Raw genomic sequence first — 19,753 nt, 5'->3', positions numbered from 1 at the left:
CCAGCCCCCCCGCCCTCTCCCCCGGTGGCCGAAGGCCGCCCCGTGGCCCGTAGCCACCGCCCAAAAGCAACCGCCGCCCGCCACCCGGCGTCCTCCCGCCCGGGCTCACAGCCGACACCGCCGGGGGCGCCGGGGAAACCCCCGGGCTGGGACGAGATCCGGGCCGCCCTGGCAGCCCGGCAGGCCCCCCAGCAGCCGTCCGGGACCGCTGCCACGCGTCCGCGGACGATGCCTGTTAGCACGCCGCCTCCCGCCACGGATGCGGGAAGGACAAAGACCCGTGCCGGAACAGACCGCGAGGACAACGCCCCGGACACGCCCCCTACCCGGGCGCAGGGCCCGGGCGGGTGTGCCGGGCGCGTTGACGACCTGGAGCCCCAGATCCTGGCCGCCACCTACTGGATCGACACCACCTCCTGGGCCGGCCCGCCGGACCTTGCGATCAGGTTCACCGGGCGACGACTCGGCCACCCGGGCCAGAAGAGCCGGGAAACGTTCGAGCAGGTCGAGGAGGTCGCCAACATCGTGGCCGACACCGGCCGCATCGCCGTCACCATGCGCCGGCAGATGACCCATGTCGGCTCCTGGCAGGTCACCGCCACGCCCGCCACCGGCCGCGGGAATGGAACAACAGGCACGCCCGCCACGGCCTGGGCGGCCACGCTGCCCCCGGCCGACGCCGTGGTGAAGACCCGGTTCGGGGCCCTGGCCCAGGGTCCCGGCGTGCATGTCCTGGCCTGGCCGGCACTGATCGCCCTGGGTGCGCTGCTGGCCGTCTTCATCCAGGCCCTCCTGCTGGCCCGGGCGGGGCTGGATGTCGCAGGTCCCGTCCTCACCGACGTGGCGGCCTGCCTGATAGGTATTCTGGGGGCCAGGCTCTGGTTCCTGGCCCTGCACCGGCTGCCGCTGCGCCAGCTGCTCACCGGCGGCGCGTGCATCCAGGGCTTCCTGGTCGGAGCCTTTGCCACCCTGCTTGCGGGGGCCCTGTGGCAGCACCTTCCCCTGGGCACCCTGCTCGACGCCAGCGCACCGGGACTGTTCCTGGGCATGGCGGTGGGCCGGCCGGGATGCTTCTTCACCGGGTGCTGTTACGGCCGCCCCACCGCCTCTGGCCTCGGGCTGTGGTCCTCGGACCGCCGCACGGCCCGCCGCCGCCACCCGGTACAGCTCTACGAAGCGGCGGCAGCCCTGCTGATCGGCGCCGGGGCCCTCATCGCGGTCCTGGCCACCCCGACGGGGCCATCCTGGGCGACGGTATTCATCGTCTCCGTCATGGCCTACACGATCGCCCGACAGCTGCTGTTCCCGCTGCGCACTGACCCCCACACGGCCAAGGGCAGGACCGCCACCATCGCCGGGTGCGCCCTCATCACCGCAGCCGCCCTGGCTGCCGCCCTGGTTGGCTGAGCGGCTTCGAGTGACAAGTCCGGTGAATTCCTGGCGCAATGCATTTCCTCCCCGCCGCGGCCCCGGCGGGTCTCGCGACCCAACCCCGCAGGTACCCCGGGAGGGTACCTTGCCGATATACCCCTATGGGGTATAGAATGGGGTTCTGCGAAAGGAACCGTCATGAGCGAAATCGTCGACGAGCACATCAACCACGGCTACACCACGGACAAGGACGCCTACCTGCGCCGGCTCAAGCGCGTCGAGGGGCAGGTGCGCGGCATCGCCCGGATGGTGGATGAGGACAAGTACTGCATCGACATCCTCACCCAGGTCGCCGCCGTCAACAAGGCGCTGCACGCGGTCAGCCTGGGTCTGGTCGAGGACCACATGAGACATTGCGTCGTTGGAGCCGCACACGAATCCGAAGCCACCGGAAACCCCGACATCGTGGCGGCCAAGGTCAAGGAAGCCACCGACGCCATCGGCCGGCTCCTGCGCTAAACCCACACCAACAGAACCAGGACAAAGGACCATGAAAACCACCATCAGCATCTCCGGCATGACCTGCGGGCACTGTGTCTCCTCCGTGATGGAGGAACTCAAGTCCCTCAAGGGAGTCGACGACGTCAGCGTCGACCTGAACGCCGGCGGGATCTCCACCGCCACCGTGACCTCCCACCTGACCCTCTCGGACGAGGAAATCGGCGAGGCCGTCGCCGAAGCCGGCTACCTCGTCGTCGCCAACGACGCCTGACACCAGCCCCCTGAAACCAAAGCCTAGAACCCCGCCACGAAAAGGGCCCCTTGATGAGTACCGAAGAACTGCTGCACCAGCCGCTGACCCGGGTGATCGAACTCGACATCGAGGGCATGACCTGCGCCTCCTGCGTTAGCCGGGTGGAACGCAAGCTTGGCAAGCTCGACGGCGTCCAGGCCGCGGTGAACCTGCCGCTGGAATCCGCCCAGGTCACCGTCCCCGAGGGCATCACCGACCAGCAAATCGTCGACACCGTCAACGCCACCGGGTACACAGCCCGCCTCAAAACGGCCCCGGAGGTCCGCGGCCCGGGGGCTGGCGCGGACGGCATCCACGCATCCGACGTTCACGGCCCTGATGTGGCCGCTGCGGGGACCGGACATGTCCACATGAACCACGGCGGGAAGCCCGCCGGGTTGGGCCCCCGGCTGGTGGCGGCCGCCATCTTCAGCGTCCCTGTCGTGCTTTTTTCGATGGTTCCGGCGCTGCAGTTCCCCAACTGGGGCTGGGTGGTGGGCGTCCTGGCCCTGCCGGTGGTGACCTGGTCCGCCTGGCCATTCCACCGGGCCGCGGCCGTCAATGCCCGCCACCTCGCCTCCACCATGGACACCCTGGTGTCCTTGGGGATCGTCGCGGCGTACCTGTACTCGGCAGCCATGCTCGCCGCCGACCCGGCCATGACCGCCCACCCCGGGATGGGCGGCCACGCGGAACTGTATTTTGAGGTCGCCGCCGTCCTGACCACGTTCCTGCTGCTGGGCCGCTACCTGGAAGCCAGGGCCAGGGCGAAGGCCGGCGATGCGCTGAAGGCCCTGCTTGACTTGGGGGCGAAGGATGCCACGGTGCTCCGTGACGGGGCCGAGGTCAAGATCCCCGCCGAGCAGCTCGTGGCCGGGGACGTGTTTGTGGTCCGGCCCGGGGAGAAGATCGCCACCGACGGTTTCGTCGTCGAGGGCCGCTCCGCCATTGACGCCTCCCTGATTACCGGGGAATCCCTGCCGGTGGACGTGGACGTGGACGACACCGTCACCGGGGCAACTGTCAACACCTCCGGGCGGCTGCTGGTGAAGGCAACCCGGGTCGGGGCCGAAACAACCCTGGCACAGATGGGGCGCCTGGTCAGCCAGGCACAATCAGGCAAGGCGCCGATCGCCCGGCTGGCAGACCGGATCAGCGCCGTGTTCGTCCCCATCGTCCTCGGCCTGGCCGTGCTCACGTTCATCCTGTGGCTGCTGATTGCCGGTGACGTGCAGGGCGCCTTCACGGCAGCCGTCGCCGTGCTGGTCATCGCCTGCCCCTGCGCGCTCGGGCTGGCAACCCCGGTCGGCCTGCTGACGGGCACCGGCCGTGGTGCCCAGCTGGGCATCCTCATCAAGGGCCCCCAGGTCCTGGAAGACACCCGCACGGTCGACACGATCCTGCTGGACAAGACGGGCACCATCACCAGCGGAAAGCTCGCCGTCGCCCGCACTCTCGCCCTCGGAAGCCTGGACGGCTCTGGGATGCTGCGCCTGGCCGGATCCGTCGAAGCCGCCAGCGAACACCCCATCGCCCACGCCATCGCCGCCGCGGCCGCGGCAGGCCCCGGCACCGCCCCCGTCACGGACTTCGACTCCGCCCCCGGCGGCGGCGTCCGCGGCACCGTTGACGGGCACAGGGTGGTGGCCGGCCGGGCAGGCTGGCTGGCCGAGAACGGCATCCACCCCACCGATGCCCACCACGAGGCACTGCGCCGGGAGCAGCAATCCGGGGCGACGGCCGTCTGGGTTGCCGTGGACGGCGCCGTGGCGGGCATCATCAGCCTCGAGGACACCATCAAGGACGGCTCTGTCCGGGCCGTCGCCCGGTTCAAGGCGCTCGGGCTGCGCCCCATCCTGCTCACCGGCGACAACGCCGCGGTCGCCGCCCAGGTCGCGGACGCCGTCGGGATCGCCGCGGAGGACGTCTTCGCCGACGTGCTGCCGGCGGGCAAGGTCGACGCCGTCAAGGGCCTCCAGGCCGCGGGCGCCACGGTGGCGATGGCCGGCGACGGTGTCAATGACGCCGCCGCCCTGGCCCAGGCCGACCTCGGGGTCGCCATGGGCTCCGGCACGGACGTGGCCATCGAGGCCGCGGACCTGACGGTGATGGGCAGCGACCTGGGCCAGGTGGCCACTGCCATCGAGCTCTCGCGCAAAACGCTCGCCATCATCAAGACCAACCTGTTCTGGGCGTTCTTCTACAACGCGATCGGCATCCCGGTCGCCGCCCTGGGCCTGTTGAATCCGATGATCGCTGGGGCTGCGATGGCCGCCAGCTCCGTCCTGGTGGTGACCAATTCCCTCCGGCTGCGCCGCTTCGGACGATAGCCGCCATCCATGCTGATGCCTGGCTCCCGTTCACTGCGGAGGGTCCGGGGCTTCATCAGCGCGTTGGCGGGGGTGGCACGTCGGCGGCACCGATGCACCGGCGGGCCGCCGGGATCAGCGCGACGGCTGGGCCCAGCTGCGCCGGGACGGCACCGGCCTGGGTGTCATCAACTTTCATGAGGACCTCGATGGCCGGGGTGCGGCCGTAGGTGGTCATTGTCCTGGTGTCCCCGGATTCGCTGACAATCCAATCGACCTCGTTGACGGTCCCGCAGGGCAGGGTGGTGGGGCCGGGGATGGCAACCCCGCAGCGCAGCACGACCCCGGACGGAGTCCCCCAGGCAGAGGTGGACGTACCCGTCGTTGCGCGCCGTGGCAGCCCCGCCAAGCTGGAAGGGAGGTGGGAGAGGACGGTGGCGCAGCCCGGGTTCCCGGCGGCCGGGGCGGCCTTGACCTCCAGCACCGGCGAACAGCCCGTGGCCGCGACGGCGGCCAGGGCCAGCACGGCCGCCGGGCGCAGACGCCGGGCACCGAATCGGGGCGCGGAGGAGCGGGCCGGCAGGATCAACTACCGACCCCCGCGTAGGAATGCAGGCCGGAGAAGAAGACATTGACGATGGCGAAGTTGAACACCACGCACAGGTAGCCCACGATGGAGAGCCAGGCGGCGCGGGTGCCGGTCCAGCCCTTGGTGGCCCGGGCGTGCAGGTAGCCGGCGTAGACCACCCAGATCACAAACGTCCAGACCTCCTTGGTGTCCCAGCCCCAGAACCGGCCCCACGCCTTCTCCGCCCAGATGGCACCGAACATCAGCGTCAGCGTCCAGCCGATGAAGGCGATGGCGTTGATCCGGTAGGCCAGGTTTTCCAGGCCAAGGGCGGAGGGCACCAGGCGCAGGAACGCGACCCTGTCCGCCCGCCCGCCCGCCAGGGCGGCCTCCCGCCGCGACTGGAGCAGCTGGAGGACGGAGAGGGCAAAGGTGAGGGTGAACAGGGCCGAGGAGACCACGGCGATGGAGACGTGGATGACCAGCCAGTAGCTTTGCAGGGCCGGGACCAGGTGCCCGGCCGGGGTCCAGAAGGCCACGGAGGCGGCGGTGAGCATCACCAGCACCAGCCCGATGACGAAGGTGCCCACGAAGCGCAGGTCCTTGCGGGTGAGCACGAGGAGGAAGACGACGGCGACGACGAGGGCGCCGGTGGTGCAGAATTCGTACATGTTCCCCCACGGGACCCGTCCGGCGGCCAGCCCGCGGAAGAGCACGGCGGCGGCATGGATGGCCGCGGCCAGCACGGTCAGGGCCACCCCGATCCGGGCGGGCTTGCGGGGGCCGGCCAGCCCGTAGCGCATGGAATCATCGGCCACCAGGCCCGGGGCGGAACCGGAAGGGCGGTTGGTGGGCCGCTCGGCCCGCCCCTCCGGACCCTCCAGCGCCCCGTCTGGTTCACCGAGCGCCGTCTCCGGGCCCCCGGGTTCCGGCCTGCCGTGGCCCGCGGCGCCGGCTCGGGCCGGGACCCTGTCCCCGGTAGCCTGTTGGGCTGCGGGGGCGGCGTACAGGGCCTGGTGCTGGACGGTGCGGGCGGTTTTGCTGTTGGTGACCAGGTCCCAGGCGAAGGCGATGAGCGCGGCCACGTAGGCGATCCCGGCCAGGAGCATGAACCGCTCACTGTAGAGGGCGAAGGTTTCATTGATGGTTGGCATTAGAGGTCCTTGGGGGAAGTGGTGGTGGTTTCGCCGGCACCAAGCCAGTGCCGGTGCAGGAGTGTGCCGAGGGCGTCCGCCTCGACGGCGAGGCGGTGGTTCTCCCCGCGGGCCAGGAGCCCGTATTCGACCATGGTCCGCCCGTCCGGGTGGGTTCCCGTCCGGACCCAGGCCCGGTGGCGGCCAATGAAGAGGGAGGCGATCAGGCCCGCGAGGGCGGCGAGGGAGAAGACCAGCACCCCGATTTGGCCGGGGTCGTGGCGGACGTCGATGCCGACGTAGCGTTTGATCCCGTCGAAGCTGATGGACCCCTTGCCCTCGGGCAGCGTGTAGCGTTGCCCCGGTGCCAGCACGATCCCCCCGGCCTTGAGGTTTCGGTTGTTCAGCGGGGTCAGGTTCTTCGTGTCCAGGGTGTAGACGTTGCGGGGCACCCCGGCGTTCAGGCCCAGGTCCCCGTAGTAGGAGTTCAGGTTCAGCCGCGGGTTCAACGGATCCGGGTCGCTGGCATAGGAAATCCCCTGCTCGTTGACCAGGGCGGTGGGGAGGAAGAAGCCGACGAATCCCAGCTGGGAGGGCCGGGCGTCGGGGGCCTTGATGACCAGCAGGGAGGTGTAGGCGCCGTCGCTGGGGATGGAGACCACCGGGCCGCTGAACGCGGTCTTCCCGGTGCCGTCCTTGATCGTCACCACGGGGGCGTAGCCGTTGCCGACCAGGTAGAAGCTGGCCCCGCCGATGGTGATGGGGTCGTTGACCTTCAGGATCTTCTTCACCGGGGCCGCACCGGGCTTGTCTGTGACCGTCACGGCGGCGGTGAAGTCGATGGGCTGGCCGTAGTGGGCCTTGGAGGAACGGTCGAACGTCACCGAGAATTTGTTCAAGGTGATGGCGAACGGGTCCAGCCGGGCGGGGTCGAAACTGGCTCCGGGGGCAAACTGGTCGTAGCCGACGAGGGTGTTGACGAAGGTATCGCCCTCGACCAGGATTTTCTGGCCCCGGTAGCCGAACAGGCCCCCGAGCGCGACGCAGACCAGGACCCCGACCAGGGAGAGATGGAAGAGCAGGTTTCCCGCCTCCCGGACCATCCCGCGCTCTCCCGCCACGGAAGGGCGGTCCCCTCCGGCATCGTAGAGATGGACCCGGTAGCGGCGCCGGCGCAGCAGGCGTGCCGCGTCCTGCACGGCCTGGCCGGCACTGATCCCGGCTGATGCCGGCAGTTCCAGGGTCCCGTATTCGGGCAGCCGGGACAGGCGCTTGGGGGTGCGGGGCGGGGCCGAGCGCATGGCCTTCCAATGCGCCCGGGCACGGGGCACCACACAGCCGACCAGGGAAATGAACAGCAGCAGGTAGATCGCGGAAAACCACACGGAGGCGTAGACGTTGAAGAACTGGAACTTGTCCAGCCATGGCCCGTAGTCGGGGTGGTCCTTGAGGTATTGGGTGACGACGGAGGGGTTGACAGGCCGTTGGGGGAACAGGGACCCGGGCACGGCGGCGACGGCCAGCAACAGCAGCAGCAACAGGGCGTTGCGCATGCTGGTCAGCTGCCGCCACGCCCACCGCAGCATCCCTCGGGCACCCAGACGGGGCAGGACCGGTTCCCCGTCCGGAAGGTTCGGTGCGCCCGTGGCAGTCTCTTTCATGGTTGTCATGGCTACTTCCCTGCCAGGGCGTCAGAAATCAGGGCCTTGAGGGTGCCCTGGTCGGCCAGGCCCAGGATGCGGGAGGCAACCCTGCCCGTCGCATCCAGCACCAGCGTGGTGGGAACCGCCTGCGGGGGAACGTACTTGGTCATGGCCAGCAGCACCGCGCCGCCGGAGTCCTCCATGCTGGGGTAGGTGACCCCAAAGGTCCGTTCAAACGCGGCGGCTTCCGGTTCCCGGTCCCGGAGGTTGACCCCGTAAAACAGAACACCGGCCGCCTTAAATTCCCGGTACAGGGCCTCCAGCCGGGGCGCCTCCAGCCGGCACGGGGAGCAGGCCGCATACCAAAAGTTCAGCACCACCACCTGCCCCTTCCAGGCCGCGGAGGTCACGGCCGTGCCGTCGAACAACTTGCCCGTCAGGACGACCGGGTCCTTGCGCTCATTCTTGGCGTACTGGGCCACCGAGCCGTCCCCGGCAATGAAGTTCTTGTTGTCCCCCGCATTGGCCTGTTGAGCCAGGGAATCGTTCGCCGCGCACCCCGACAAGGCGACGGCCGCGGCGCCGGAGAGGGCCGACAGCCGAAGGAAACGGCGCCGCGACGGGGTGCCGGCGACCGCGGGTAGTGCTGGCAGGGGGGCCCGCCGGGGTGTGGGATGTGACATGGGAATCCTTAGGTAACGGAATTGTAACTTTTGAGTTTCATGGGTTAGCCTTGACTAAACACATACCCCCAATGGGTATGTTTGCGGGCCGCTTCGCCAAACCCCGTCGGCGGCCCGCGACCGTTCAGCTTCCCGACGGGGGCGGAGGAACCACCACCGGTGCCCTGGTGCACCTCGGGGTGAAGCACGTCCACCATGCCAGCGCCACTGCGCCTGGATGTTGGGCGGGCCGGGCAGGCCCCTCGCCCGAATCCGACAGCTAACTTCGCCGGCGTCGAGAGGACCCCCCTGATGCCTGCCCACCGCCAGCACGGCCGCCACTGGGCGGCCGATCCCGTGGTGGCGCCCGAACGGCCCCGGCGGCGCCACCAGCTGGGGATGGTTGCGGCGGCAGGGTTCATCGCCCTGACGGCCCTTCCGGCCGCCCACGCCGACACCGGCCACCTGGCCTCGGCGGTGACCGCCAGTTCGGCCGCACCCTCCGCGCAAGCGGCGGTGACGGCGGACAAGGACGTCGTGGTGTCCTTTGCCAGGCCCGTGGTCCGCAGCAAAACCGCACCCACTGCGGCCCCGGCACCCGAGGTGCACCCGGCCGCGGCACAAAAGGCACCCCTCCCGGAGCCGACTCCACCAGCTCCACGAGAGACACTGGAGCCTGCCGCCCCTGCGCAACCCCCTGCGGCGCAGGCATCCCCGGGCCTGCGCCCGCCCTTGGCTGCACTGACCGTCACCTCGCCCTTCGGATACCGCACCAACCCGCTAACCGGGGCCAGTGGGGAACTGCACACCGGGATCGACTTCGCCGGCGCGTGCGGCACTGCCGTGTTCGCCGCCGGGGCGGGAACAGTGGTCGAGGCGGGCTGGAGCCCGTACGGGGGCGGAAACCGCATCGTCGTCGACCACGGGGCCGGCCTCAAAACCACATACAACCATCTGGAAAGCATCGGCGTCAGCGTCGGCCAGCAGGTCGGCGCGGGCAGGCAAATTGCAGGTGTCGGCTCGACCGGGAACTCCACCGGCTGCCACCTGCACTTTGAGGTCATGGTCAACGACCAGACTGTCGACCCTGCCCCCTTCATCTAACGGTCCCCCCGTTCCCCGGCCGGGCGCAGTAGTCCCGCCGGTTGGCCAGGTGTTCACTGGCGAGTTCGGCGAACTGGTCCTCACTGAGCCCGTCGAAGGCGCGAGCCTCCCGCCGGTCGCTGTGCGCGAAGCGGACGAACATCAACATCAGCAGGGGCAAGTCCACGATTTCCGCCACGAACCACAGCAGGTCCCCGGCCAGCTGCTGGTCCCGCAACGGCCCCGGCATCCAGCCCGGATGCCCCAGCAGCCCCGCGGTGGCGCCGTCAAAGACCCGCGGGACCATGCGCATCATGATCCCGGGGACCGCGTCGGCGACGAGTTCGATGAACACGTAGATGAACTCCACCACGACCAGCGCATTCACCGCCTCCCGGTCCCTTTCCTTAATGATCGGCACGGTCATCAGCGAGCCCACCAGGGGCACCACCATCGTCAGCACCACATCGACGACGGGGCTGGTGCGCAGGGGATAAAACAGAGGCGTCAAAAAGAGCGTAAACAGGGTCAGGCCCAGCAGTGCGGCGACGATCGTGTTGCCCAGCAGCCGCATCACCCTGCTGTCCAGGAACGCCTCCAACCGGACCAGGCCGGCGGTGCCCAGGGTTGCCCGGGCCAGGGTGAGCGGCCTGTCCAGCCCCACCAGCAGGGGGACCACGAACAGGTAGCCGGTGACCTTCACCGTAAACACCCAGCGCAGGTCATGGCTGTACACGCCGGGGAAGCCGAAGCTGAGCACCGCGAAGCTGCCCAGCCCCAACGCATAGAACGACGACGCCCGCCACACCGGCCACCGCAGGCCCCTCCGGCGGGCACCGGCCAGGCCCCGGGCATAGAGCACCGCCGCGGGGAGCAGGAGGCACGCAGCAGTCCGGTTCAGGGTCCAGGACGTGGCCAGCACGTCCCAGGGCGGCATGTCAGCTTTTCTTTTTGGGGCTGGTGCGCCCGGCCAGGACGGCCCCGGCGATCAGCACCAGCCCCGCGGTGGGGTAGCCGATGAGAAGGTCCTGGATGCCGGGCGGGCCGCCAGGCACGGCGACGTGGGCGAACCAATGCGAGAGGCCGACCAGGCCGCCCAGGACCATGACGGCCTGGCCGATCCTGATCAGGCGCCGGTGGTGGCGCCAGTTTTTTGCTGCGTCGTCGCCGGGGAGATTCTGTTTCATGTGTTGTCCTTTCATGAGGGGGGATTGTTTAGCCGTTGGTGCCGCCGGAGCAGGGCGCCCCGGGTTCGGGTGTTTGCGGGCCCATGGCGTAGGCCTTGATGAACACGGGCAGCCGGGAATCCCCGGCGCTGGGAACCTCCAGCTGGGTGCCCCAGGCGGATGCGGTCACGGCGGCAGCCTGGCCCGGGTTGGGGCTGAGCAGGACATAGGGCTTGCCCTTGGCCAGGGCTGTCAGGGTCCCCACCTCTGGCAGGGAAAGGTCCGGCTTGTAGCTGATCCACACGGCCCCGTGCTCAAGGGAATGCACCGCCCGCCCCTCGTTCACCGGTGCCGAGTAGATGCCGCAGTTCGTCCAGGTCGCAGCATGGTCCCCGCCAACCCCTGGCTGCTGCGGGTAGCCGACCGGGGTTGGGACGTGGTTGCGGGTGAGGTCCGGGTATGCCTGCACCCCGGCGATGGGGGCCCTGGCCGCTTCAGCCGTCGTATTGCGGTTCTGGATGGACCCGGTGACCACGAACGTCACGACGGTGATCATGGCGACGGCAAGCAGGCCGAAGCCTCCGTAGACAAAAAGGTTCCTTCGCCGCTGTTTCACCCGGTGCACGGCGAACACGGCATCGATCCTCGCCTGGCGTTCGGCCTGGCGGTCCTTGGCATTAGACATGGTGGTCCCTGGGGGTCGACGGGTTGACAGTGTTGTCGGGTGTATCGGCGTTGGATGCTGGTCCGGCGGAGGAGCGGTTCCTGTTGCGAAGCGCCAGAAAGGCCACAAGTCCGGCGAGCAGCAGCAGGCCGGCGACCCAGGTGTTCACCCTCAGCCCCAGGATGGTGTTGGCGTAGTCGGAGCGCAGCAGCTCGAACACGAACCGGCCCGCGGTATAGAGGACGACGTAGAGGGCGAAGACGGACCCGGCACCGAGCCGGAACCGTTTGTCCAGGTAAAGCAGCACGCCCGCTGCCGCCAGGCACCACAGGGATTCGTACAGGAACGTTGGCTGGAAGTAGCCCAGGATGACAGGGGCGCCGGCGCTGTCCAGATGGGCGCGGCCGGTGCTGAAGTCCATCTGATGGATCGCCAGCTTCCACGGCACCGTGGTGGGGTCGCCGTAAAGTTCGTTGTTGAACCAGTTCCCCCACCGCCCCAGGCCCTGGGCAATCAGCAGGCCCGGCGCCGCGGCGTCAATCAGGGCCGTGAACGGGACCCGGTGGCGGCGGCAGCCAATGTAGGCGCCGAGCAGGCCCAGGGCGATGGCGCCCCAAATGCCGAGCCCGCCGTCCCAGATCTTCAGCGCATTCCACGGGTTCTTCCCGGGCAGGAAATACAGTTCCGGGTCCGTGATGACATGGTAGAGGCGGCCGCCGACGATACCGAAGGGTACCGCCCACATGGCAATGTCCAGGACCGCCCCGTCCCGGCCGCCGCGGGCGGTCAGCCGCCGGCTGGTGAGCCACACGGCAATGACAATGCCGGCAAGGATGCACAGGGCGTAGAAGCGGATGGTCAGCGGCCCGATTTGGAAGGCACTGATGGTGGGTGAGGGGATGAGCAGGGGTGCCAGTGTGGCTGGATTCATGAGGTGCCTGGCCTTATTTGGTGTAGGAGAAGACGCCCATCATGCCGCGTTCGGCATGGTAGGCGTTGTGGCAGTGGAAGAGCCACTGGCCCGGGTTGTCGGCATCGAAGTAGACCGTGACGGTTTGCATGGGCCGGACAATGACGGTGTCCTTGCGGGCCCCGGCGGCCCCGACCTGAAAGGTGTGGCCGTGGATGTGCATCGGGTGCCACATCATGGTCTCGTTGGTGAACTTCACCTCCACCCGCTCCCCGGCCTTGAGGCCGAAGGCGTTCTCGAAGGGGTTGGCCATGTCGAAACGGGCATCGTTGATGCCCCAGTCGTAGCTCATCATCCCGCCTGTCAGGCGCACCTCATGGGTGCGGTCCGGTTTCTTGGAGGCCAGGGTGACGGACGGGTCGGCGGCGAGCTGGCCGCCGTCGACGACCGTGCCCTCCAGGGTCTTCGGGAGGCTGCCCAGCGCGGGAGCGGTTCCGGCCCCGGTGGAGAGAAGCCCGTAGGCCATTTGGCCCTTCCCCTCGGCCAGGGCGAGGACGGGGGTATAGCCATCCCTGACGGTCAGGAGTGCGTCGATGCGCTCACCCATGCCCAGGACGGCGGCGTCGACCTCGGTGTGCTGGACGGGGAACCCGTCGGTGTGGGTCAGGGTCAGTTTTTGGCCCGGAACCCCGACCCGGTAAGCGGTGTCGCCCGCGGCATTGATGATCCGCAACCGGATCCGTTCCCCAGCCGTGGCCTCGACCGTCTCCGGGTTCCCGGGGTCCCGGCCGTTGAAGAGGTGGAAGGGGTAGGCGACATCCCCGGCGTCCCCGCCCAGGAACTCGCTGGTGGCACCCATAAGCATGCCACCGCTTCCCATGCCACCGCTCCCGTGACTCATGCCGCCCATACCGCCCATGCCCTGGGCCAGTTCCTTCAGGGTCCCGTCCGGGGTTCCGGTGACGCCGTCGAGCCAGTCGTCCAGGACGATGACCCAGTCCCTGTCGTACTTCAGTGGTTCCTTCGGGTCCTCGATGACCAGGGCCCCGTAGAGGGCCCGTTCTCGCTGCATCTCCACGTGCGAGTGGTACCAGTACGTGCCCGGGTGGGGCAGCTTAAAGGTGTAGGGGTAGTCTTTCCCGGCGCCGATGGCCTCCTGGGTCAGGCCCGGGACGCCGTCGTCGTTGTTGCGCATCGCCAGCCCGTGCCAGTGGATGCTGGTGCCCTCGGTGAGCTTGTTGGCCACGGTGACGTCCAGCTGGTCGCCGGCCGTGCCGCGCAGGGTGGGTGCGACGAGGGCGCCGTCGTACCCCCACGTGGTGACCTTCTTGCCCGCCAGGGTGGTGGAGAACGGGGCCGGGGTGAGGGTCTTGGTGACGGTTTTGCCTGTGGCGGCCCGGCGGGCCTCGTATTCGGCGACGAGCGGGTCGGTCGGCAGGATGCGGGTGCCCTGCCCGGTGGTCGGGGTGGTCTTGGCGGGGGCCGGGGTGCAGGCGGCCAGGGCAGCCGCCGCGGTTGCCGCGACGGACAGGCCCAGGAACGAGCGCCGGTTCAGGTGGTGTTTCATGAAGAAGTCCCTTGACTGTGGAGGTGTGTTTAGACGGGGGTGAGGAAGGTGCCGGAGAGGTTTTGCAGCTGGTAGATCCACTGCATCCAGACGCCGCTGACCATCAGGACACCGAGGATGATCAGCATGCTCGCCCCTGCGATGTTGACGACGCGGATGTGGCGGCGGATGAAGCCCAGGACCTGGGAGACCCAGCCGAAGCCCAGGGCGACCAGGGCGAAGGGGATACCCAGTCCCAGGCAGTAGATGAAGGCCAGCAGGGCCCCGCGCCAGGCGCTGCCGGAGGTGACGCTCAGGGCCAGGACGGCGCTGAGCGTGGGCCCCATGCAGGGTGTCCAGCCGAGGCCGAAAACCACGCCGAGCAGGGGTGCCCCGCCGAGCCCTGTGCGCCGGGCCAGAGTGAGCTTGCGGGTCCGCTGCAGCCAGGAGAATTTCCCCAGCAGCACCAGCCCCATGACGATCACGACGGCGCCGAGGACGCGCAGGAGTGGGCCCTGCCACCGCAGCAGCCAGGACCCGATCATGCCGAACGCGGCACCATAGAGGGTGAACACCGCCCCGAACCCCAGCACGAACAGGCCGACACCGGCCAGCACGCGGCGCCGGTTCCGTGGCTGGTTCGGGTCCGTCAGGCCGGAAACATAGCCGAGGTAGCCGGGAACCAGCGGCAGGATGCACGGTGAGAGGAACGAGACGATCCCGGCCACCAGGGCCAGTGGCATGGCCAGGAACAGGCCGCCGGAGGTGACCGTCGTGGCAAAAAACTCCCCAACGCTCATCGGATCAGGAGGCGGCCGGGGCGAAGGTCGCCCCGCCGTCGGTGGAGACCTGCACGCCGGAGGTGGTCGCGGCCCAGATCCTGGGTGTGCCGGCCCCGCCTTCCTGGGCGGTGACCGCCTCGACCTGGCCGGTGACCTTCCCGGATGCCCGCCAGGTCAGTCCGGCATCGGTGGAGACATGGACGGTTCCGTCCGGGGCGACGCCGACGGCCTCCGTGGGGGCCTTCTCCGCCGAGGTGGCGAAGGCGGCGAACTGGATGATCGGGGAGCCCGGGACCGGCTTCCAGTTCTTCCCGCCATCGGTGGAGCGCTGCACCCCGTCCTGGGTGGTCGCCAGCACCACCGTGGAGGCGGGGCTGCCGGCCAGCACGGCCGGGGCAAAGGCCGCCGTGGACGTCTGCCAGGTGATCCCGTCGCTGCTGGTGCGCAGTTGGCCGTCAAAGGCGACCAGCCCGCCCCCGGTGGTCGTCAGGGCATGGAAGTCCGACTGGCGGCCCCTGGAGACTTCCTGCCAGGTCTTGCCTGCGTCGGTGGAGCGGATGAGCCCGACCGGGTTCGGCAGGGACGACCCCGCCCCGGGATGCCCGGAGGCGTAGAAGACCTTTGGTGTGGCGGCGGGGGTGAATCCCATCAGGTCGATGGTGTCGCTGACCTTGGCGGGGGTCTTGGTTGTGGCGTCGTACAGGCCATCGTGGGTGGCCAAGAAGATCTTGGCGGTGGCCGGGTCCACGAAAATGCCGTGGACATGCCCCACGGCGGGGGCTGAAGGAGGGGCGGCGGCGGGGCCGGCCGGCACGGCGGCCGTGGAGCAGCCGGCCAGGACCAGCGGAAGGGCCACAACCACGGCGGCAAGGGAACGGCGGGCACGGAAAAGCGGGGTACGGGGTTGCACAGGGACTCCAGGGAAGCAGGGAAGGGAAGGATGGGCGGTGGTGGATCCCAGGGATCCCAGGGATCCCTGGGATCCACCACCACGCGGGGACGAAACCGTGCCCGTTACAGGGCGGCCAGCAGGTCCTTCATGGCCTTGATTTCGGCTTCCTGGGAGGCGACGATGCTCTTGGCGAGGGCCACCGCGTCGGCGTTCTTGCCGTCGGCGGCCTCGGACTTCGCCATCCCGACGGCCCCTTCGTGGTGGGCGACCATCTGGGTCAGGAACAGCCTGCCCGCTTCGGCACCTTGCGCCGCGGTCAGCTTGTCCATGTCGGCGGTGCTCATCATGCCGTTCATGGCGTGGTTGCCTGCCATCGCGGTAGGTTCGGACCAGCCGGTGAGCCAGCCAGTCATTTTCGCGATTTCCGGTCCCTGCGCGGCCTTGATGTCCGTCGCCAGGGCCGTGATCTTGGGATCGAGGCGGGTCTTGGCCAACATGGTCTCGCTCATCTGAACGGCCTGGTCGTGGTGGGGAATCATTCCCTGGGCGAACATCGTATCGGCGGCGTTGTGCTCCCCACCCGCAACGGACGCCGGGGCGCTGCCGGTGGTGGCGGTGGTGGCTTTGCCGTGGTCCATGCCGGGCATGGAGCCGCCGCTGGTGCCGGTGGAGCACCCGGCCAGGGCGATCATCGTGGCCAGGGCCGTGGCGGAAAGGGTCAGAAATTTCTTCAAAAGGAACAGTCCTTCACTAAAAGGGTCTCGAGAGGTAGCCGGCACGCCCATCCCGGGGGTGCGTTGATGAGGGCCTGCCATGAGGTGGCAGGCCGTCTCACCGGTTTACGTTCGGCTGATCGAGAGCTGGTTCAGTGAGGGCGGATCGGGGACACGGTCCCCGGAGCTGGGCCCGGGCGCGCTGAGGGACGCCGTCCCGGCATGGACCTGGGTGACCATCCCCGGTAGGGGGACGCTCAGCACGGCGGGTCCGATGGTGGGGACACAGGCGCCATGCATGGCCATGGTCGCTCCACAGCCGGCGGGCAGGCACCCGCACAACGCCTGGGTTCCCTGGCGGCCGGGCCCGGCCGGGCCGACAACAACGTCGGCCACCGGCAAGCCGTGTGAAAGAGCCATGGGCGACGGGCCCGGGTGGTTCGACGTCATTTCAGGCATGGCAGGGGTGAGGGTGGAAACCGTGCTGGTCATGGCTGTCGGTGCCACCGGTGCCGCCTGGGCACCGCCGATCACGTGCATGCCCAGGATTCCCCCGACAACGGCTATCACAACGGCGAACACCCCGCCCCAGTACAGGAGGGATCTCTGGGAGGGCAGGAAAGATGGCGTGCGCATCGCAGAGTCCTTTCTGGGCTGGGGCTGTCGGGTCATTGTGTATTGTACTGGGGGAGACTGAGTGATTCGTCAGGGCCCGGGGTCAGTGGGCGTCGGCCGGGTTGAGTTTGAGCCGGCGCAGCAGCTGGGCGTTCAGGGCGACCACGATGGTGGACAGGGACATGAGCACGGCCCCGGCGGCCGGGGAGAGCACGATCCCGGCGAAGGCGAGGACGCCGGCTGCCAGGGGGACGGAGATGATGTTGTAGCCGGTGGCCCAGATCAGGTTCTGCCACATTTTGCGGTAGCTGGCGTGGGAGAGGTCCACCATGGACAGCACGGCCCGGGGGTCGTTGCCGGCCAGCACGACGCCGGCGGATTCCATGGCCACGTCGGTGCCGGCACCGATCGCGATGCCGACCTCGGCCCGGGCCAGGGCCGGGGCGTCATTGACGCCGTCACCGACCATGGCCACCTTCAGTCCGCGGGCCTGGAGTTCGGCAACTTTCTGGTCCTTGTCCCGGGGCAGGACCTCGGCAAAGACCTCGTCGATGTGCAGTTCGGCGGCCACAGCTTGCGCGACCTGGTGGGCGTCGCCGGTGATCATGGCGACCGTGATGCCCCGGTTCTGCAGGGCGGCCACGGCCTGGCGGGATTCCTCCCGAACCTCATCCTCCAGGGCAACGGCCCCGATCACGGCACCGTCCCGGATCACGTGCAGCACGGCGGCGCCGCGGCCCATCCACTCCGCCGTCGCACCACTGATGCCGGCCGGCTCGGCCAAGTTGAGTTCCCTGAGCAGGGCAGGACCGCCGACGGCAAGCGTGCTGCCGTCGATGTTGGCCTGGACGCCACGCCCGGTCAGGGACTGAAAACTGGAGGCCTGGGGCACCGCCCTGCCGGTGCGGTGTGCGGCGTTGGTGATGGCGCGAGCCACGGGGTGCTCACTGTCGGACTCGACGGCGGCGGCCAGGGCCAGGAGCTCATCGGCGGTCACCCCATTGGTCGCAACGACGTCGGTGACGGCCGGTTCGCCCCTGGTCAGGGTGCCGGTCTTGTCGAAGAGCACGACGTCGACGGTGCGCATGCGTTCCAGCGCCATCCGGTTCTTAATCAACACCCCGGCCCGTGCGGCGCGTTCGGTGGAGATCGCGATCACCAGCGGGATGGCCAGGCCCAGGGCGTGCGGGCAGGCAATGACCAACACCGTCACGGTGCGGGTCACCGCGTCCGGGACACTGCCCAGCAAGGACCAAACAATGAAGGTGATGACACCGGCGCCGGCGGCGAAGTAAAACAGGAACCCTGCTGCCCGGTCGGCCAGCGCCTGGGCGCGCGAGGTGGAGGCCTGCGCCTCGGCAACCAGCCGCTGGATGCCCGCGAGGGCCGTGTCGTCGCCCACGGCGGTGACAGTCATTCGCAGGGAGTTGTCGGTGGCAACCGTACCGGCTACCACGGGGTCCCCCACGGTGCGGGGAACGGTCTTGGACTCGCCGGTGATCATCGACTCATCGACCTCCACCGACCCATCACTGATGACACCGTCGGCCGGCATGCGGGCGCCGGAACGGACCAGGACCAGATCGCCGGCCACCAGCTCCGCGACACCCACGATTTCGGTGCCGCCGTCGATGACGCGTTCGGCCTCGTCCGGCAGCAGGGCTGCCAGGGCGTCGAGCGCGCCGCGGGCCGAACCCAGCGCCCGCATTTCGATCCAATGCCCCAGCAGCATGATGGCCACCAGCAGGGCTAGCTCCCACCAGAAATCCAGGTCAAAGCCACCCAGCCCCAGACTGGTCACCCAGGAGGCGATGAACGCGACCGTGATGGCCATGGAAATCAGCAACATCATCCCCGGTTGCCGGGACCTGATCTCCTGCCAGCCACCCTTCAGGAACGGTTGGCCGCCGTAGAAGAAAATGAACGTGCCCAGCAGGGGCGGGATCCAGTTGGACCCAGGGAACTGGGGCGGGGCGTAACTGAGGAGGTGCCCGAACATGGGACTGAAGAACACCACCGGTATGGAAAGCACCAGGGTCAGCCAGAAACGGTTCTTGAACATGGCGGTGCTGTGCCCGGCATGCTGGCCCGCCGTGTGGACGGCATGGCCATCATGCCCCATCCCGCCGTGGCCCATGGCAGCATCATCCATGCCGGCCATAGTCGCAGGCGTGGTGACCGCTCCCACTGTCGGGTGGTTGTGCTCAGTACCGTGTTCGTTCATGACGCTCCCTAAAACCTTGACAGGGGGTTACTAGTTTCCCGTGACCGCGTAGCCGGCGCCCTCCACGGCCGAATGGATGTCCTCCGGGGAGGCCGGGCCGGAGACAGTCAGGGTCGAGGTCCCGCCTGGGACCAGCCCGACGGTGGCTGCTTCCACGCCCGCCAGAGCCCGGACGGCGCCCTCCACGCTTTGGACGCAATGTCCGCACGTCAGCCCCTCCAGCGCGTAACGGGTACCTGGGATACCAGTGGAAGTGGGCGGGGTCGAAGCCTTCCCAGCAGTTGAGCAACACGAACAAGAGCTCTCCGAAACCGGGGTCAGTTCGAGAGCGTTGTGGATATCGGTTCCGCACATGTCAGATATTTCCTTTGAACGAGGATGAATTGTGCGTTGCGGGTTGAACGGCAGTAGCGGCCGGAATGATCAACGGCTGCGACAAACTACTTCACTGACAACACACCAAGCATACCCTGTGGGGGTATCTTGGTCAAGATGTGGCGTCCATAGGCCACCCCCGCCGCCAGCACCTGATTCCTCGCAAATGCGGGTCGGCACCCTGGGCCGGACCGAGCAGTGGTAGCCCTTGGGCCCAGTCCATGTGCCGAATGGCCGCGGCCCAATTTTCAGATGGCCTGCGCGCCATCGCGGCTTCGTCCTGACCGTGGAGCCACGGACGAGA

At 68.7% G+C, this 19,753-nt stretch carries 20 protein-coding genes and 1 riboswitch; of the genes, 5 read left to right on the top strand and 15 right to left on the bottom strand.

The genetic code is table 11. The annotated features are described in order from the left end of the window. The 4 genes from LPN03_RS17885 to LPN03_RS17870 form a co-directional block, all read left to right on the top strand. Positions 1 to 1,407, top strand: a 1,407-nt coding sequence (locus LPN03_RS17885; protein ID WP_262455361.1) for a prolipoprotein diacylglyceryl transferase, incomplete at its 5' end; no start/stop codon positions are given. A gap of 162 nt (positions 1,408 to 1,569) precedes the next feature. Continuing rightward, a complete protein-coding gene (locus LPN03_RS17880; RefSeq protein WP_262455360.1) occupies positions 1,570 to 1,890 on the top strand; it encodes a metal-sensitive transcriptional regulator in 321 nt (106 codons plus the stop codon). Positions 1,891 to 1,921: 31 nt separating this feature from the next. Next, positions 1,922 to 2,143, top strand: coding sequence for a heavy-metal-associated domain-containing protein (locus LPN03_RS17875; RefSeq protein WP_262455359.1), 222 nt, complete (start codon positions 1,922 to 1,924; stop codon positions 2,141 to 2,143). Positions 2,144 to 2,196: 53 nt separating this feature from the next. Then, positions 2,197 to 4,494: a heavy metal translocating P-type ATPase gene (locus LPN03_RS17870; RefSeq protein ID WP_262455357.1), complete on the top strand. Its 2,298-nt coding sequence runs from the start codon at positions 2,197 to 2,199 to the stop codon at positions 4,492 to 4,494. Between the two features lie 55 nt (positions 4,495 to 4,549). On the opposite strand, the gene LPN03_RS17865 is transcribed toward LPN03_RS17870, so the two are convergent. The 4 genes from LPN03_RS17865 to LPN03_RS17850 are packed head-to-tail and all read right to left on the bottom strand — an operon-like array spanning position 4,550 to position 8,500. Further along, entirely contained in the window at positions 4,550 to 5,062 is a 513-nt protein-coding gene (locus LPN03_RS17865; protein WP_262455356.1) for a DUF3515 domain-containing protein, read from the bottom strand. After that, on the bottom strand, positions 5,059 to 6,195 hold the full coding sequence (gene ccsB, locus LPN03_RS17860) for a c-type cytochrome biogenesis protein CcsB (protein ID WP_262455355.1): 1,137 nt from the start codon (positions 6,193 to 6,195) through the stop codon (positions 5,059 to 5,061). The genes LPN03_RS17865 and ccsB overlap by 4 nt, the downstream gene beginning before the upstream one ends. Further along, positions 6,195 to 7,835, bottom strand: coding sequence for a cytochrome c biogenesis protein ResB (locus tag LPN03_RS17855; RefSeq protein ID WP_410468618.1), 1,641 nt, complete (start codon positions 7,833 to 7,835; stop codon positions 6,195 to 6,197). The genes ccsB and LPN03_RS17855 overlap by 1 nt, the downstream gene beginning before the upstream one ends. 11 nt (positions 7,836 to 7,846) lie before the next feature. Next, the gene (locus LPN03_RS17850; protein WP_262455353.1) at positions 7,847 to 8,500 is read right to left on the bottom strand and encodes a TlpA family protein disulfide reductase; all 654 of its coding nucleotides are present in this window, start codon (positions 8,498 to 8,500) and stop codon (positions 7,847 to 7,849) included. Between the two features lie 117 nt (positions 8,501 to 8,617). Further along, a riboswitch (cyclic di-AMP (ydaO/yuaA leader) is annotated at positions 8,618 to 8,786 on the top strand. Between the two features lie 5 nt (positions 8,787 to 8,791). Here LPN03_RS17850 and LPN03_RS17845 point away from each other — a divergent pair. Next, positions 8,792 to 9,583, top strand: a complete 792-nt coding sequence (locus LPN03_RS17845; RefSeq protein WP_262455352.1) for a M23 family metallopeptidase — start codon at positions 8,792 to 8,794, stop codon at positions 9,581 to 9,583. Here the strand turns inward: LPN03_RS17845 and LPN03_RS17840 are convergent. The 11 genes from LPN03_RS17840 to LPN03_RS17790 all read right to left on the bottom strand — a co-directional run bounded on the left by LPN03_RS17840 (position 9,576) and on the right by LPN03_RS17790 (position 19,428). Next, on the bottom strand, positions 9,576 to 10,499 hold the full coding sequence (locus LPN03_RS17840) for a cytochrome c oxidase assembly protein (protein ID WP_262455351.1): 924 nt from the start codon (positions 10,497 to 10,499) through the stop codon (positions 9,576 to 9,578). The genes LPN03_RS17845 and LPN03_RS17840 overlap by 8 nt on opposite strands. Before the next feature lies 1 nt (position 10,500). Further along, positions 10,501 to 10,749, bottom strand: a complete 249-nt coding sequence (locus tag LPN03_RS17835) for a hypothetical protein (protein WP_262455349.1) — start codon at positions 10,747 to 10,749, stop codon at positions 10,501 to 10,503. Positions 10,750 to 10,777: 28 nt separating this feature from the next. After that, the gene (locus tag LPN03_RS17830) at positions 10,778 to 11,413 is read right to left on the bottom strand and encodes a DUF3105 domain-containing protein (protein WP_262455348.1); all 636 of its coding nucleotides are present in this window, start codon (positions 11,411 to 11,413) and stop codon (positions 10,778 to 10,780) included. Next, on the bottom strand, positions 11,406 to 12,323 hold the full coding sequence (gene lgt / locus LPN03_RS17825; protein ID WP_262455347.1) for a prolipoprotein diacylglyceryl transferase: 918 nt from the start codon (positions 12,321 to 12,323) through the stop codon (positions 11,406 to 11,408). Before lgt ends, LPN03_RS17830 begins: the two co-directional genes overlap by 8 nt. 13 nt (positions 12,324 to 12,336) lie before the next feature. Then, a complete protein-coding gene (locus tag LPN03_RS17820; protein WP_262455346.1) occupies positions 12,337 to 13,869 on the bottom strand; it encodes a multicopper oxidase family protein in 1,533 nt (510 codons plus the stop codon). A 29-nt stretch (positions 13,870 to 13,898) separates the two neighbouring features. Next, a complete protein-coding gene (locus LPN03_RS17815; protein WP_262455345.1) occupies positions 13,899 to 14,648 on the bottom strand; it encodes a cytochrome c biogenesis CcdA family protein in 750 nt (249 codons plus the stop codon). A gap of 4 nt (positions 14,649 to 14,652) precedes the next feature. Next, positions 14,653 to 15,540, bottom strand: a complete 888-nt coding sequence (locus LPN03_RS17810; protein WP_262455344.1) for a F510_1955 family glycosylhydrolase — start codon at positions 15,538 to 15,540, stop codon at positions 14,653 to 14,655. 104 nt (positions 15,541 to 15,644) lie between these two features. After that, on the bottom strand, positions 15,645 to 16,256 hold the full coding sequence (locus tag LPN03_RS17805; protein WP_262455343.1) for a DUF305 domain-containing protein: 612 nt from the start codon (positions 16,254 to 16,256) through the stop codon (positions 15,645 to 15,647). 105 nt (positions 16,257 to 16,361) lie between these two features. Continuing rightward, a complete protein-coding gene (locus LPN03_RS17800; protein ID WP_262455341.1) occupies positions 16,362 to 16,871 on the bottom strand; it encodes a DUF6153 family protein in 510 nt (169 codons plus the stop codon). An 82-nt stretch (positions 16,872 to 16,953) separates the two neighbouring features. Continuing rightward, positions 16,954 to 19,074: a copper-translocating P-type ATPase gene (locus LPN03_RS17795; RefSeq protein ID WP_410468617.1), complete on the bottom strand. Its 2,121-nt coding sequence runs from the start codon at positions 19,072 to 19,074 to the stop codon at positions 16,954 to 16,956. A gap of 30 nt (positions 19,075 to 19,104) precedes the next feature. Next, positions 19,105 to 19,428, bottom strand: coding sequence for a heavy-metal-associated domain-containing protein (locus LPN03_RS17790; protein ID WP_262455340.1), 324 nt, complete (start codon positions 19,426 to 19,428; stop codon positions 19,105 to 19,107). Positions 19,429 to 19,753: the final 325 nt, after the last annotated feature.

This window comes from Arthrobacter sp. A2-55 (assembly GCF_025548615.1).
In the GTDB taxonomy this organism is placed as follows: Bacteria; Actinomycetota; Actinomycetes; order Actinomycetales; family Micrococcaceae; genus Specibacter; species Specibacter silviterrae.
The sequence above is the reverse complement of the archived record's forward strand: the minus strand, read 5'-3'. Positions and strand labels throughout refer to the sequence as shown.

Bases quoted from the DNA above. Each gene is read 5' to 3' on its own strand.
- LPN03_RS17880 (WP_262455360.1), top strand. From the start codon at position 1,570: ATGAGCGAAATCGTCGACGAGCACATCAACCACGGCTACACCACGGAC.
- LPN03_RS17875 (WP_262455359.1), top strand. From the start codon at position 1,922: ATGAAAACCACCATCAGCATCTCCGGCATGACCTGCGGGCACTGTGTC.
- LPN03_RS17870 (WP_262455357.1), top strand. From the start codon at position 2,197: ATGAGTACCGAAGAACTGCTGCACCAGCCGCTGACCCGGGTGATCGAA.
- ccsB (WP_262455355.1), bottom strand. From the start codon at position 6,195: ATGCCAACCATCAATGAAACCTTCGCCCTCTACAGTGAGCGGTTCATG.
- LPN03_RS17855 (WP_410468618.1), bottom strand. From the start codon at position 7,835: ATGAAAGAGACTGCCACGGGCGCACCGAACCTTCCGGACGGGGAACCG.
- LPN03_RS17850 (WP_262455353.1), bottom strand. From the start codon at position 8,500: ATGTCACATCCCACACCCCGGCGGGCCCCCCTGCCAGCACTACCCGCG.
- LPN03_RS17845 (WP_262455352.1), top strand. From the start codon at position 8,792: ATGCCTGCCCACCGCCAGCACGGCCGCCACTGGGCGGCCGATCCCGTG.
- LPN03_RS17840 (WP_262455351.1), bottom strand. From the start codon at position 10,499: ATGCCGCCCTGGGACGTGCTGGCCACGTCCTGGACCCTGAACCGGACT.
- LPN03_RS17835 (WP_262455349.1), bottom strand. From the start codon at position 10,749: ATGAAACAGAATCTCCCCGGCGACGACGCAGCAAAAAACTGGCGCCAC.
- LPN03_RS17830 (WP_262455348.1), bottom strand. From the start codon at position 11,413: ATGTCTAATGCCAAGGACCGCCAGGCCGAACGCCAGGCGAGGATCGAT.
- lgt (WP_262455347.1), bottom strand. From the start codon at position 12,323: ATGAATCCAGCCACACTGGCACCCCTGCTCATCCCCTCACCCACCATC.
- LPN03_RS17820 (WP_262455346.1), bottom strand. From the start codon at position 13,869: ATGAAACACCACCTGAACCGGCGCTCGTTCCTGGGCCTGTCCGTCGCG.
- LPN03_RS17815 (WP_262455345.1), bottom strand. From the start codon at position 14,648: ATGAGCGTTGGGGAGTTTTTTGCCACGACGGTCACCTCCGGCGGCCTG.
- LPN03_RS17800 (WP_262455341.1), bottom strand. From the start codon at position 16,871: ATGCGCACGCCATCTTTCCTGCCCTCCCAGAGATCCCTCCTGTACTGG.
- LPN03_RS17795 (WP_410468617.1), bottom strand. From the start codon at position 19,074: ATGAACGAACACGGTACTGAGCACAACCACCCGACAGTGGGAGCGGTC.
- LPN03_RS17790 (WP_262455340.1), bottom strand. From the start codon at position 19,428: ATGTGCGGAACCGATATCCACAACGCTCTCGAACTGACCCCGGTTTCG.